Source organism: Streptomyces sp. NPDC031265 (assembly GCF_055570295.1).
The window spans coordinates 1-13,279 of sequence record NZ_JBVIHM010000058.1; the positions used below are offsets into that span (position 1 = coordinate 1).

Annotated in this window: 14 protein-coding genes and 2 pseudogenes; 6 read left to right on the forward strand and 10 right to left on the reverse strand. The window is 66.8% G+C overall.

Annotated features, from left to right (window positions below):
- Positions 1 to 180 (forward strand): transposase family protein (locus ACZ499_RS39725; protein ID WP_468682049.1); only part of this gene is annotated, 180 nt, incomplete at its 5' end.
- Positions 181 to 428: 248 nt separating this feature from the next.
- Here ACZ499_RS39725 and ACZ499_RS39730 read toward each other — a convergent pair.
- Positions 429 to 866: a glutaredoxin domain-containing protein gene (locus tag ACZ499_RS39730; RefSeq protein ID WP_468682051.1), complete on the reverse strand. Its 438-nt coding sequence runs from the start codon at positions 864 to 866 to the stop codon at positions 429 to 431.
- 298 nt (positions 867 to 1,164) lie between these two features.
- Positions 1,165 to 2,151, reverse strand: a complete 987-nt coding sequence (locus ACZ499_RS39735; protein ID WP_468682053.1) for an MFS transporter — start codon at positions 2,149 to 2,151, stop codon at positions 1,165 to 1,167.
- A gap of 12 nt (positions 2,152 to 2,163) precedes the next feature.
- Here ACZ499_RS39735 and ACZ499_RS39740 point away from each other — a divergent pair, with 12 nt between their 5' ends.
- Positions 2,164 to 2,544, forward strand: a complete 381-nt coding sequence (locus ACZ499_RS39740) for a hypothetical protein (RefSeq protein WP_468682055.1) — start codon at positions 2,164 to 2,166, stop codon at positions 2,542 to 2,544.
- 415 nt (positions 2,545 to 2,959) lie between these two features.
- On the opposite strand, the gene ACZ499_RS39745 is transcribed toward ACZ499_RS39740, so the two are convergent.
- From ACZ499_RS39745 to ACZ499_RS39760, 4 genes are all read right to left on the reverse strand, one after another.
- Entirely contained in the window at positions 2,960 to 3,490 is a 531-nt protein-coding gene (locus tag ACZ499_RS39745; protein ID WP_468682057.1) for a hypothetical protein, read from the reverse strand.
- Between the two features lie 98 nt (positions 3,491 to 3,588).
- On the reverse strand, positions 3,589 to 5,454 hold the full coding sequence (locus tag ACZ499_RS39750; RefSeq protein ID WP_468682072.1) for an alpha/beta hydrolase: 1,866 nt from the start codon (positions 5,452 to 5,454) through the stop codon (positions 3,589 to 3,591).
- A 5-nt stretch (positions 5,455 to 5,459) separates the two neighbouring features.
- Positions 5,460 to 5,840 (reverse strand): amino acid ABC transporter permease, encoded by a 381-nt coding sequence (locus tag ACZ499_RS39755; RefSeq protein WP_468682058.1) that lies wholly within the window; start codon positions 5,838 to 5,840, stop codon positions 5,460 to 5,462.
- Between the two features lie 417 nt (positions 5,841 to 6,257).
- Positions 6,258 to 6,482, reverse strand: coding sequence for a hypothetical protein (locus ACZ499_RS39760; protein WP_468682060.1), 225 nt, complete (start codon positions 6,480 to 6,482; stop codon positions 6,258 to 6,260).
- Between the two features lie 147 nt (positions 6,483 to 6,629).
- Here ACZ499_RS39760 and ACZ499_RS39765 point away from each other — a divergent pair.
- Positions 6,630 to 7,204: pseudogene (locus ACZ499_RS39765) on the forward strand (IS701 family transposase); the annotation flags it as partial.
- Positions 7,205 to 7,357: 153 nt separating this feature from the next.
- On the opposite strand, the gene ACZ499_RS39770 reads toward ACZ499_RS39765, so the two are convergent.
- On the reverse strand, positions 7,358 to 7,885 hold the full coding sequence (locus ACZ499_RS39770; RefSeq protein ID WP_468682062.1) for a DinB family protein: 528 nt from the start codon (positions 7,883 to 7,885) through the stop codon (positions 7,358 to 7,360).
- 612 nt (positions 7,886 to 8,497) lie between these two features.
- On the opposite strand from ACZ499_RS39770, the pseudogene ACZ499_RS39775 reads away from it, so the two are divergent.
- Together ACZ499_RS39775 and ACZ499_RS39780 are read left to right on the forward strand one after the other, a co-directional pair.
- A pseudogene (locus ACZ499_RS39775) lies at positions 8,498 to 8,887 on the forward strand (helix-turn-helix domain-containing protein); the annotation flags it as partial.
- A gap of 77 nt (positions 8,888 to 8,964) precedes the next feature.
- Positions 8,965 to 9,411 (forward strand): IS630 family transposase, encoded by a 447-nt coding sequence (locus ACZ499_RS39780; protein ID WP_468682074.1) that lies wholly within the window; start codon positions 8,965 to 8,967, stop codon positions 9,409 to 9,411.
- Between the two features lie 27 nt (positions 9,412 to 9,438).
- Here ACZ499_RS39780 and ACZ499_RS39785 read toward each other — a convergent pair whose 3' ends face one another.
- Both ACZ499_RS39785 and ACZ499_RS39790 read right to left on the reverse strand, forming a co-directional pair.
- On the reverse strand, positions 9,439 to 10,080 hold the full coding sequence (locus ACZ499_RS39785; RefSeq protein ID WP_468682064.1) for a hypothetical protein: 642 nt from the start codon (positions 10,078 to 10,080) through the stop codon (positions 9,439 to 9,441).
- 89 nt (positions 10,081 to 10,169) lie between these two features.
- Entirely contained in the window at positions 10,170 to 10,541 is a 372-nt protein-coding gene (locus ACZ499_RS39790) for a winged helix-turn-helix transcriptional regulator (protein WP_468682066.1), read from the reverse strand.
- A gap of 83 nt (positions 10,542 to 10,624) precedes the next feature.
- Between ACZ499_RS39790 and ACZ499_RS39795 the strand changes: the two genes are divergently transcribed.
- Positions 10,625 to 11,530 (forward strand): NAD(P)-dependent oxidoreductase, encoded by a 906-nt coding sequence (locus ACZ499_RS39795; protein WP_468682068.1) that lies wholly within the window; start codon positions 10,625 to 10,627, stop codon positions 11,528 to 11,530.
- Positions 11,531 to 12,464: 934 nt separating this feature from the next.
- On the opposite strand, the gene ACZ499_RS39800 is transcribed toward ACZ499_RS39795, so the two are convergent.
- Positions 12,465 to 12,845, reverse strand: coding sequence for a lactococcin 972 family bacteriocin (locus ACZ499_RS39800; protein WP_468682070.1), 381 nt, complete (start codon positions 12,843 to 12,845; stop codon positions 12,465 to 12,467).
- Between the last annotated feature and the right edge of the window lie 434 nt (positions 12,846 to 13,279).

The window sequence follows — 13,279 nt, forward strand, 5'->3', positions numbered from 1 at the left end:
CGCCGACTCAAGCGCTGGAAGCAACGGCACAACAGCAGCCACGCCACAATCCGCTGCGCCGGCGAGCAGGCCATTGCCGTACTGAAGGGCTGGCGCCTCCTGCGGAAGCTTCGCTGCAGCACGAACCGGATCACCGACACCGTGAAGGCCGTACTCGTCCTCCACCACGCCTCAACATGAGGTCGGAAAAGGCTCGCTGCTGCATCAGGGCCTCCTGCTGCTCGGTGATTCGACACCAACGAGCTGTTCAGGAGGCCCTGTCCGTATGCGCCAAGCGCCCCACGATCACCCAATCGGGACTCCTGTTCGACACGCATCTCTCAAGATCGGAAAGACAACAACGGCTCAGACGGAGGTTCAGACGGCGTCGAACCGGCTGACGATCTTTCGTGGCCCACGGACGCCACCCGATATGGCACTCCTCCCGATCACGCGGAAGGGGAGAGCTGTTCGCGCACCCATTCAGGATCGGGGTTGACGTGTGGCTGGCCCGCCACGACGACAGTCGGCACGGTCTCATTGCCGTCGTTGGCTGCCCTCACCGCTGCCGCTCCAGCCGGGTCACGCCAGATGTCGACCCAATGCAACTGGCGGGCTCTACGGCCCAACCGGATGCGCAGACGGAGGCAGTACTTGCAGCCCGACCGCCAAAAGACAACCGGCCGGCCATCGACCGCGCTGCGGCGTTGTGCCTCCAGCGCACCGATCGACCTCGGGAAAATCAGAGGCGAGTTCACCCCTGCGAGCAGCACAAACACCAACAGGATGGCTGCGGCTGCGCCGAGGGTCCCCCTGAAGATCAGCCCAGTCGCAACGACTGAGCCGCAGAGCACAAGCAGCATCGGTAGGATCCAAGCGCGCGTCATGAAGACGAAGGCTATCGACAACTCGCCTGAGAGCGCGGTCAGTTGTGAGGCGCTATGGCGCCTCTGCGTCGGATGGCACCGATCTGGTCGGGCGACAGACTTTTCGCCGTATGCAGCTCTCGGCCCGTGCCGACGATGACTGCGGTTCCGCGGAGGCGGATCATGGATCCGATCCACAAGGGCGATGCCACGGGGCGCCCGAACACTACCCGCACTGAGCGACCCGCGGCCAGGCACGCATGTACCGGGCCGTCAGGTCCGGGAAGACTTCGCTCGGACCCGGGTGGTTCCCCAACAATCAGGAAGGCAATGGTCGCGCGTCCATGTCGCTGTCCGGAGCCACTGAATGGTCCGAAGTCAGGGAGCGGATGCCTGGTATCGGCGAGGGCAGCAACCAGAGCAGGGACAGCGCTCCGCCGACAGCCCCGATGAGGAGGGTCGCCCGGAGGCCGATGAGGGTAGCGAGGAGGCCGCCGAGGACGGCGCCCACCGGGCGCAAGCCGTAATTGATCGTGCTGAACGCGCCGGCGACTCGACTGCGCATGCCATCGGGTATCACGTCCGTCTGAAGGGAGTTGAGGTTGACGTCGAACAGCATGACGCCGACGCCGGAGAGGAACTCGGCCACGGCCAGGGCTCCGGCGCGAGCCCAGAGGGGGCCGCCCGCAGCAGCGGCGATGCCGATCGGTGCCGGGAACAACACAGCGCCCACGACGATGCTGCGGCCCACGCCGAGCCTTCGCGAGACCTTCGGGGCGATCACCGCGCCAAGGAGCGCGCCGGTGGCGCCGATCCCGAACGCCATGCCGATGACTCCAGCGCTCAGTCCGAGGTTCCGGCTGGCAAACAGCACGATCAGTCCACTGCCCGCGATGAAGGTGAAGAAGTTGACGGTCGCCGCGCACCCGAGGCTCGCCCGCAGCACCGGGTGACGGACAACGAATACCAGTCCCTCCCGGGCACGCCGCAGCAGCGAGGATGCCGCTTGGTCATGGGCGGCCAGCGGTTCGTCGAGCGAAACCCGACCGACCAGAACCGCAGACGCCAGGAACGTCAGGGCGTCGACGACGACGGCGACGGGAGCGGTCAACGCCTGGACCAGAGCACCACCGATCGCCGGGCCGGCGACGTACGACGCTGACCGGCTGGCACTGAGCTTGCTGTTCGCGTCGACGTAGGACGAGCGAGGCACCAGGTGGGCGAAGAACGGCGGATAGGCGGTGTTGAACAGCACCCCGGCCGCGCCCGTCAGCAAGGCCACGACATACAACTGGCCGAGCGTCACGCCCCGCAGCAGATGGGCAGCCGGGAGACCTACCTGCGCCACGGCATCCTCGGCCACGACCTCCTAGCCGAGGAAGGGTTCCCCGAGTCCGTGTGCCGGTTCTGCTCCTGCCATACCGGTGTGGGGCTGACCAAGGACGACATCGAGCGCCAGCGGTTGCCGCTGCCGCCCGCCGACTACCTCGCGGAATCCGCCGAGGAGCGGCTGGTGATGTACGCGGACAAGTTCCACAGCAAGACCACACCCCCCAGATTCCTCACCCCGGACAGCTACGCCTCCCACGTCTCCCGCTTCGGCCCCGACAAGACCGACGCCTTCCGCGAGCTGCGAACGGAGTTCGGGGACCCGGGCCTGGACCACCTTGTGGCGGCGTACGGCCACGCTATGCACTGACCCGGGGACCCTTCCCAGCCCGGGGTGGTACCGAACCCGCTGGGAGCAGGGACCGTCGTTCACGTATGCACCGCAGTGGCGGACCAGAAGTCGTCGTGGAGGTACGGGCGGAGCGGGTACTGACCGTCGCGTTCGGGTGTGTTGGCCCGGGTGGTCGGGGCAGCGACGGCTGTTTGGGTAAAGCACGGGGTGCCGCAATGGAGGGGAACCGCTTGTGGGAGTTCACGTTCGTGATGAACGGGCCGTCACCCGTGGCGAAGCGTTTGGCACCGAACCCGTGGCTCGCCGGGCCGGTACCGAAGTAGAGCTGGTCAGGACCTTCCACAGTCTCCCCGATCTTGTGGCCCAGATACCCCGCCGCCGGGTCCCCTCGGCGCGCGGTACAGCGTGGGTTGGGGACGATCGCGGCTGCGTACTACCGGCCGGCGTCGGGGGAGGGCTGCTGAGGGCTCGGGGCGCCCGGGGTGGGGGCTGACCAGAAGTCGTCGTGGATGTCGGCGGGCGCGGGGTAGAGGACGTCGCGCTGCGGGGTGTTGGGGGTGGTGGTGGGCTCGGGGACGTTGTCGGTCTGAGTGAGGCAGGGAGTACCGGCGGAGAAGATGAACTGGCCGGTGGCGCCCACCTGCAGCGTGATTTGAAAGTCGTCGGGCGTGGTGGCGAAGATGGCGGGCATTTCCTTGTCGGGGTTGACGCCGTTGATCTTGTAACCCCAGTTCCTCCAGTTGCGCTCGACGATGCCGAGCAGGCTGCCCCGTCGCTCCGCGGACACTTTGGTCAGGATGGCGATACGGCGCTTGACCGAGCCGGTACCTGTGCCCTTGCCCAGGATGTTGCTACAGGCGATGTCGTTCGAGGGGCCGTGGTTCCAGCGCAGGGGTGGAGCGATGCTCCGCAAGGTCTGCTGAAGCAGCGTATCGGCCTGCTCGGCACCTTGGCGCATGTCCATGGTCGGTTTCCTTACTTCAGATGGGGCGCTGGGGAGTGCTCCGCAGCCGACGACAGTCATGAAGAGCAGGATCACGGTGACCGAGCGGAGGAGGGAACTCATCGGGGCTCCGCCGTGATGATCTTGCCGCCCTTGCCCACTACAATGAGCGCGATGTTGCTTGCCGACATTGCATCCTTCTCCGGATCGAAGTAGTTGGAGTGTGCGCCGAGGTCCGTGGGGTTCTTCAGGTGCATGATCTTGTCAACCGTATCCGCGTCAGGGTTGACGAGCAGCGGCCCGTCGCTCGTTGCGAAGCGCTTGGCCCCGAACTCGCGGCTCGCTGGGTCGGCACCGAAGTAGCGCTCGTCGGGGTCGTCGTTCAATGCGTGGCCGATCTCGTGGCCGATGTGCGCACCGCCAGGTCCCCCGAGAAGGCCCCCGAGCAGGATTCCGGTGGCTTCGCTCTTGCTGGGCAGCTGGGTCACGATGTCGTTCTTGGCGGCGCCCACATACACGTGGTCCCGTCCGACTCCGAGGTCGTCGGCGGTCTTCGCTTCCGTGCCCGGGCTGCCCACGAGGATGATGTCGTCGGCTCCGGGGATGCCGCCGTGCCGTTGAGCGGCGAGGCCGACGGTGAGCGAGCCGTAGGAGTGACCGACGGCGGTGATATGAGGGTCGCCCGTCTCGTGCGTGACGGAGATGCCTGCCATGAACCCGTTGTACGCGGTAGCACCCATCTTGGCGTTGTAGTCGATCATGACGGCGGCGTTGGCCAGGGGTTGTTCGGCGGGCAGCTGAGGGGCGTCATACCCGAGCCAGACCATCGAAGCGGTGGGATTGTTGGGGTCCGCTTCCCTGGCACCGAGGGCGGTCTCCCGCGCCCGCTTCAGGTCGCTCTCGGCGAAGTGCTTGTCGAGACTGGTGCCCAGACCCGGAACGTACGCGGCGACGTTCTTCGCCGTGTCGGGGTTGCCGTACGAGACGATGGCGCGGCCGTTGCCTTGGTCGCCGATCCCGAGCAGGCACATGGGCGGGACGCCCGGCTCCGGCGCCGCCCGCAGCTGCTGGTCGATCGACCGCAGCCCGTCCAGTTTGGCCCGGGCCGCCTCGTTGTCCTCGCCCGACAGTTTGCCGATCAGCATCTGCAGGTTGTCGCGGTTGGCTTCGTCGCGGGCGAGGGCCGGGATGCCGTCCAGGTTGCCGAGGACGTCCGGGCACAGTGTGAGGTATTCGTCGCGCTGGGCCTGGGAGAGGTGGGTCCACCAGTCGTGGCGTTGGGCGGGGGTGGCGTTCGTCGGGATGGTCTTCTTCAGGCGGTCACCGGAGACCTTGCGCACCGCAGCCAGGTCGGCAGCCGCGTCCTTCCAGGTCGCCTCGGTGACGTCCAGGCCGGGTTCGGCCTTCAGCCTGCTCAGTGCCGTGCTGAAGTGTTCGTCGGCCTCGCGGGCGGCCGTGAGCACCCGGCGGATGCGGTCGGCGATGTCCTGGGCCTTGGCCTGGTTCGGGTTGGGGTCGACGAGGCCGGGGTGGAGCGCGCCGAGGGTGGGCGGGCGGGACATGAGCGGGGTGTCGGCGCTGGCGTTGCCGCCGGGGTTCGGCTTGTCCGTGACCACGTTCTGGCCGCCGGCCGGGTAGCTCACCGAGCCGTCCGCCGCGACCGTGAAACCGAGGCTCGCCGCGTCGTCCAGGGCGTCCTTCAACTGGCCCTGGAAGCCGATCAGTTCGTACACGAGCGAGGTCACGGTCGTACGGACCAGACCGCATTCGGTTCGGATGTAGTCGTAGTTGCGGTCCAGGCGCCGCAGGCGGCCGGTGGCGGCAGGCGCAGCCATGCCTTTCTGCGTGGCCTCCAGACCGTGGATCATCTCGTTGCTGATCCGGTCCCGGGCCGCGTCGGCCTGGGTGCTGACGGCGCCCCAGCCGTCGGCGGCCTCCAGGAGCTCGGCGCACTTGAGGTCGTGCAACTGCTGCCAGGTGAGCATGTACGTCACCGGCTCTTGCCGGACGGCGCGGAGAACTGCGCCAGCGCCGACTTCACACCCGCGTCCACTTCACCCTGCGCCCACGCCGTCTCACGCAGAACCGGCTCCAGCGCGCCGCACTCGGTGTGGACGGCCGTCAGCCGCTTCTCCCACGAGGTGAGTACGGACGTGAGCGCGGCCATGCTCGCGAGTCCGGCCGTGCCCGCCTCGGCACCGGCGTGGGCCGCGGTGAGCTTCACCTTGGCCGTGGCGGTGTCCGTCTGCAGTGCGTGGGCGGTGCCCGCCGCGTCCGACCACGGCTTGGCACTGTGCTTCAACTCGCCGCCGCCACTGCCACCGCCGCTGTTGTTCCCGCGACCCGCCGGTCCCGCCGACGCCAGTGACATGCCTGACTGTTGTCCGCCCGGCCCCGCCTGGTCCAGCAACCGCTGCCAGCTCTGCGCGTACACGTACTCCCCCGTGGTCTCATGCGACCCTCTTCCGTCGCCCCGAAATGACGTTAAAGGGGCTGGTGGGGGCATGCGCAAGCGCAAACAGGGGAGTGGCTGAAAAACGCGCGGCCAGGCATAACACCCTTGCCGTGGTCTGCGCAAGAGTGATCACGCTCAGGCGCACGAGTCGGCGCCGCCAAATTCTCCGGCGCGGCGTCTGAGTGGTCAGTGGTCGGCCACGTCGTGCGCCGATTCCTGTAGCACCAAGCCTCGGGGCCCGGCACGCGGGCAGGTACTGCGCTCGCGAGCTGACCTGGCGGAACAGCTCGTGGCCCTGCGGCAGAGCCGGGTCGGCGCCTGCGGTCATCCCGTTCAGGCGGCGTGCGCGAAACGGTCGCGCAGGTCGCGCAGATGGCTCACCCGCCCTTCGCCTTCGTCCTCCGCGTGCCGCCGGTTCCGGCGGGTGAGGCGGGCCTGGCGGACCAGCCGCTGGGCGGTGGCCTCGCGGAGCAGTTCGGCCTCGTTCACCTTGTGCATCCGGTACTCGAACATCGTCGGCTCCCTGACGCCCCCGGAGGGGCTTGAGTTGGTGGTCATCGCTTCCTTCGATGCCTCAACTCTCGTCTCCCAGCGGTTTTGGGACATCGTGAGAGTCCCCATTCCCGCGGATGCGGGACCTTAGTACTCCAGTGAGAATTCGTGTCCTGAGCTGGTTGTTGTTCTCGTTGTCCAGTCATGGTGGGAATGGGTGAAGTCGATTGCTGGGCTGCGGAGTTGGAGTCGGTGTTCGTTCGGGTGGCAGGCCGGTTCGGGCGGGCTGATCTGCGGTGGCGGATGCGGGACTATGTGCGGGGACTGCTGGCGCCGGTGAGCCGGAAGAACGGCTGGCAGCTGGCGGAGTATGCGGGCCACCGCGATCCCGCGGGACTGCAGCATCTGCTGAACGGCGCCCGGTGGGATGCGGATGCGGAGCGAGACGACGTGCGCGAGTACGTCGGCGAACACCTTGGCCCGGACGGTGTGCTGATCATCGATGACACGGGATTCATCAAGAAAGGCCCACGTCGGCAGGGGTGTCACGGCAGTACACCGGGACCTCTGGAAAGCTCGACAACTGTCAGATCGGGGTGTTCGCCGCTTATGCCACCCCACGCGGGCGGGCTCTGGTGGACCGCGAACTCTATCTGCCCAAGTCCTGGACGACAGACCGTGAGCGGTGCCAGGCGGCCAAAGTCCCCGAGGACCGGGGGTTTGCCACCAAGGGCGAGCTGGCCAAGGCCATGGTCCGCCGCTGCCTGGCGGCCGGCCTTCCGGCGACCTAGGTGACCGCAGACGAGGCCTACGGACAGGACCGGTCCTTCCACCGCCTTCCTCAACGACCCGACTGCCTGGACAAACGCACGTAGGGGCCGCACCCGCAGTCGAGGGCCTCTACCGGTGAGCGCCGCGCGAAGTCGCCTGCCCCACCGGTTCTATTCGCCGATGACCCCGTCGGCCAGCTCGCGTGCGATGTCGAGGTGGCCGACATGTCGCGCGTACTCCTGCAGCAGGTGGAAGAGAATCCAGATCAGCGTCGGGCGATCTTCGTCGGCCGGGACACGTCCGCCGAGAGTCGCTGCCTGGTCTTCCAAGCGCGCCTCAGCGACGATGGCGCGAGTGCGCGCACACTGCTCCCGGAAGAACTCCTTGACGTCCTCGATGGATTCATCCGGTCCGACACCCCACTGGCCGGGCTGGGAGTGGTCGCCCCACGGTTCTTCGATTTGTTCGCCGGAGAACCCCCACCGCATCCACCGCAGTTCTACGTAAGCCAGATGCTTCAGCAGGCTCAAGGGCGCCCAGCCGGAAGGCAATCGACTGTTCCGCAGCTCTTCATCGGAGAGACCCTCCAACTTACGAAGGGCGGCTTCTCTGTAGAAGTCGAGGTAACCGGTCAGAAGCTCGCGCGGATCACTGAGCGTCACCGGAGGCTCTGATGGGGGGACGACCTTGTGGATCATAGTGAGGACTATAAGCGTCCACGCCCAGCTGTCGCCATGCGAACCTGCGCGGCCATGACAGCCACGATGACTCGCCGCACGATGATTACCCAGCGCAACAAAGCAGCAAGGTCAGCCACGAATACGCGACAAGCCAACATGCGGGCTTATCAGTCGAACCGGAGCGGAGGTAGATAGCGAGGCCCCAGATGTGCAGGACCCCCGCCGATGCGCAGATCGCACAGCGGCAGGGCTTGCCCGCTGGTCAACGTCCCTGCGACGTAGGCGAATCCGGCGCGAAAGCGCACGTCGACACCGGCCAGCTGCGACCATCGCGAGCGAGCGTGCTCGTTCCGGCGCTGGCGCAAGTGGTGCTGCCTCGACTCCGGCGGATTCTTCGGTATGACGCCCATCGTGCCTGCTCCCGCCGCGTGTCCGCCGTGATCCACTCCTGTCGGCGGGAACAGGGGCGGAGGATGGTCGGGGTGGCACGGACCCAGGCAGTGCTGGTGGTGCTGGACGAGAAGGGTGCGCGCGAGGCTGGAGCGGACCGCTTCCGCAGCCAGAGCCCCGGTGCGGGAGGCACTGCGGGCCAGGATCGTGCCGGCGGCGGCCGGGGGCGGCTCCAACGCGGTGATCGCCCGGGCCCAGGGCGTGAGCGTGAACACGGTGCGCAAGTGGCGCCGACGGTTCGCGGCTGCCGGCCTGGCCGGACTGCGGGACGCACCGCGCCCCGGGCGTCCCCGCGTCCATGGGCCCGAGGTGCGGGTCGCCGTGGTGGCCACCGCGACCAGTGCCCCGCCGCGCCCGGAGTCGACGTGGTCGCACCGCGCGATCGCCGCGCATTTGGCCACTCGGGCGATCTCTGCCTCCCAAGTGGGCAGGATCCTCGCCGACTTGGACCTCAAGCCCCACCGGGTGCGCGGCTGGCTCACCGGCCGCGACCCCCCCCCCGACTTCTGGGACCGAGCCGAGGATGTCTGCCGCCTCTACCTCTCCCCACCGTCGGGAGCGGTCGTGCTGTCCATCGACGAGAAGACGGCCATCGCCGCCCGGTCCCGCCGCCACCCCGGAAGGGCACCCGCACCCGGCCGCCCGCACTGCAGGAGTTCGAGTACCGCCGACACGGCACAGTGTCCATCGCCGCCGCCCTGGACGTGCGCACCGGACAGGTCCTCACCCAGCCGATCACGCGCAACGACTCCGCGACCTTTGTCCGCTTCCTGAAGATGCTCGACCGGACCATCGACCCGCGCCGCGAGATCCACGTCGTCCTGGACAACGGATCGGCGCACACCGCGAAGAACACCAGAGCGTGGCTGGCCGCCCATCCACGCTGGCACGTGCACTGGACGCCGCCCCACGCCTCGTGGCTGAACCAGGTCGAGCTGTACTTCTCCGTCCTGGCCCACCGGGTCCTGCGGCACGGCGACTTCCCCAACCGCGACGATCTCATCGACAAGATCGATTCCCTCGCGATCCAGCACCACACGACCGCCAAGCCCTACCGCTGGACCTACGACGGCACACCCCTCAAGGCTGCATGACCCTCAACGAATCAACGCGTTGCAGCACTAGCAGTAGCCGTCCGCCCTGGCGCCGGCGGGAGCGAGGTTGGGCCAGGAATGCCCTGCTCTGTCGGAGGCGGCGGACCGTAGGAGGTCAAGAAGTGTGCAACCCGGGTAGCCCCGAAAACTTGCGTAGGTGCCCCGGTAGTAGCAGCTCCAGTAGCTCACGACCCGCCGTTGAGTGCGCGCGAAGAAGGCTGGGTTGTCCACGATGAACTGCCCGTAAGCGAGGTGGCCGCAGGTGCCGGGCGTGGCGAGATCACGGAGCTCATCGCAGATGACGACCAGGATCTCCAAGACGTACTCGCCAACCAGCTGCACGACGAAGGGGACAACCCATGGGTCCGTGGAACCAACGACCTTCTCCAGGTGACGCTGTCTGACCACCCCGTCGCAGTGCCGTGAGTAAAGGCAGTGCAGAAGCTGCCGTTGGCGCGACGAAAGCGACGCCACCGCGTCGTTCGGCGGCTCGTCGTTGTAGAGGCGCCCGGGGATCAAGACCTGCTGGCCCTCTACAGCGACCGAGAACGAGGCATGCGGCTGGAGCCGAGACGCAGGCATCACCGCCAGGACCGCCTCGGCATCGCTTGCAAGCTCGGCTGGGAACGCCGTGATCAACGGATTGCTGCTGTCGGAAAGCGGCTGCACGAGCCGAGCATAGGCGGATGCCTCGGCCAGGTAGATGGCATCAATGGCCCCACATCCGCTCAACCCGGCGAAGGTCTGCGGTCAGAGCACTAGCCGTGTGAGGTCTCGGCTACGTCGGCCACTTCGGAGCCTTCGCGACGCATCCGTTCACCCCCCCAGGCGCCGAGCGGCCCGAGCGCTTGATTGAGCGTGCGCCCGTGCTCGGTCAGGGAGTACTCCACCCGTGGCGGCACCTCGGCATAGACCTCCCGGTGCACCAGTCCATCTTCCTCCATCTCACGCAGGTGCTGAGTCAGCATCTTCTCGCTCACTCCAGGCAGACCGCGCCGCAGCTCGGCGAAGCGGCGTACGCGATGGGCGTCAAGTTCCCAGAGGATCAGTCCCTTCCACTTGCCGCTCACCACGTCGAGCGCAGCGTCGATGCCGCAGATGTAAGGCCCGCATCTCGGCGCCTTGGCCATCACTGATCCCCTTACTAAAAGGTAAGTACCCCAGAAAATAGTGGGTACTTCCAAGAGTAGTGGCGCTCTCCGAGCATGGAGGGGTGAACGAACAACAGCACCACACCAGGCAAGACAGCGCTGTCACCGTGATCGGGCTCGGCCCGATGGGCCAGGCGATGACCCGCACCCTCCTCGCCGCCGGCCACCCGGTCACCGTCTGGAACCGCACCGCCGGCCGGGCCGACGGCGTCGTCGCCGACGGAGCAACGCTCGCAGCGACGCCTGGCGAGGCGGTCGAGGCGAGTGACCTCGTGATCCTCAGCCTCACCGACTACCAGGCGATGTACGACATCCTCGACAGCGCCACCGCATCGCTCGCCGACCGGACGCTGGTCAACCTGAGCTCTGACACCCCCGACCGCACACGCAAGGCAGCATCCTGGGCAGCGGGCCACGACGCCACCTTCCTCACCGGTGGTGTCATGGTCCCGGCGCCGATGGTCGGCACGGAGGCAGCCTATGTCTACTACAGCGGCCCCGACGAGGTGATGGAGAGCCACCGGGCGACGTTGGCACTGCTCGGCACACCGAAGCATCTGGGCGAGGATCCGGGTCTCGCCCAGATGATGTACCAAGCCCAGCTCGCGGTGTTCCTCACCACCCTGTCCGCACTGATGCACGCCACCGCGATGCTGGGCACCGCAGGAATGAAGGCCAAGGAAACACTGCCGGAGCTGCTCTCCTCCGCCGACTCGATCGGCGCCATCCTCAGGGCTGGTGAAGAGACCCCCGGCGCCGCGCTGGATGCCGGAGAGCATCCCGGCGACCTCAGCACGGTCACCATGATGGGCGCCACGTCCGACCACATCGTCGAAACCAGCACGTCACTCGGCCTCGACCTCGCGCTCCCCCTGGCCGTGCAGGCCCACTACCGGCGCGCGATCGAGAACGGACACGGCAGCGACCACTGGACCCGCATCATCGACAGCATCCGAAAGCCGCGCTGACCAAACGCGGGACTGATGAACACACTCCCAGCCGCGACTCCGCCCAGACCACACCGCCTACTTGTGCCCTCGGCGGACCGTGACCCGGCACCTGACCCGGCACGGAGTGGGGCCACGCCGGTTCCACGACCCCGCCCTTCGTGCACTCTGCGATCGACGAGTTCTCCCGGCTGGCCTACACGGCTCCTGACGTGCCCACCGAGGAGACCATCCTTCGGGCCCTGGAGCGCGCACACATCATGCACGGCCTGTAGTTCGCGCGGCTCACGATGCTTTGGTGGGCCGCGCGCTCCGCTGCGTCGCACCTAGGTGTTTCGAAACGGGCACTTTAGGCATGTGATGCGTCAGAGGCGCTTCGCTGACGTGCCCATTTCCACACGTTCCTCAGTTCGGCGGCGCCGGGTGCGCCAGCTCCACACTGTGTGTCCTACGAGGGCCACCGCTACGACACAAGCCCCGACGCGTATCGCGTTCAAGGTTACGGCGATAACCAGACCCTGCGAATCCGCCTCAGTGTTCAACCGCTGAGTGGTCTCGAAGACGGCAATCAACGGAACAAGCAGGCGAAACGGAAGTCCGCCAACTCCGGGTGTCCGTGCCACGTTCCCTATGAATCCCACAGGCGCACCGAAGATGAAGGCGGCTATTCCCCACACGAAAATCTGCCCCTGAATGGAGGCGCCAGATTCCATTCCTGCCGGAACGGATGTGGCAGGTTCCACTCCGGCCGGAATTGTGGGATTCATATCCTTGAAAAGGTAGTATGTGACTACACCTATAGCCAACCCCAGAGACGGCAGCAGCGCTGACTCGATTTTGGTTCGACGAGAATAGCCCACCAAGAACGCATAACAGGCCCATGGCCAACCACTAGAAAAAATAGCACTCACGGCGACACAAACGGAATTATCCCATTTCCCGGCAACGGGGCCCACTAGGCCAAGCAACAAACCCGCCCCGAGAGACACAGCGACCGGCACAACGCGAGTGCGCAGGAAGCGCATGTTTTCTCTTCCCCGTTCCGTGATTGAACCAGAGTTGGAGGTGGCGCCACTCCGAGGCTGCGTGGGTGACCGTACAGCCCCTGAGTGGCGCACCAACCTACCCCACCTGCCGGGGAGTCACCGTTTGATGCGGGGACCAGGTCCCAGTAGACAGCGTAGTAGGTGGAGCAGGTGTAGGCGAAGCCCGCAATGATGCTGGCTTGAGAGACCTGGCCAGCATCAGCGGTAGAGCGCCTTGTGGTGCCAGCCATCTTCACCGAGGACGAGTGCTGCCTCGTGTAGTGCAAGTAGTTCGGGTAGCACCTCTTCATGACCGTGCCGCCGGATGTGTGCCTCTGCTCTCTCTCGCAGACCGCCGCCGGCTACACCTCCCTGCCCCACCTGGAACAAGCCGCACGTGCACACCAGGTCACCGTCTCCGGGCCACTGCGGAGCAACCCCACCCGCCAACACCGCCGCAACGAGGGCTTCGCCCGGGACGACTTCCGCATCGACTACGACCGCCAGCAGGTCACCTGCCCCCAGGGCCAGGTCAGTCGGGGCCGGCACGGCCCCTGTGAATGTGTGATTTTGTGTCAGCGGGGTGGGCGTCAGCCGGATCGGACTGTGTGTAGTCGGCTGAGCTGGCTGCTTGCTGTGCTGGGGGTGCGGATCTTGGGTGTCACCGGGTGACTAAATAGCTGTCATGGTCTGCGAGTTGCATGTAGCACACCTGGTGGACGGCTGACGTGGAGATGCCCATTCC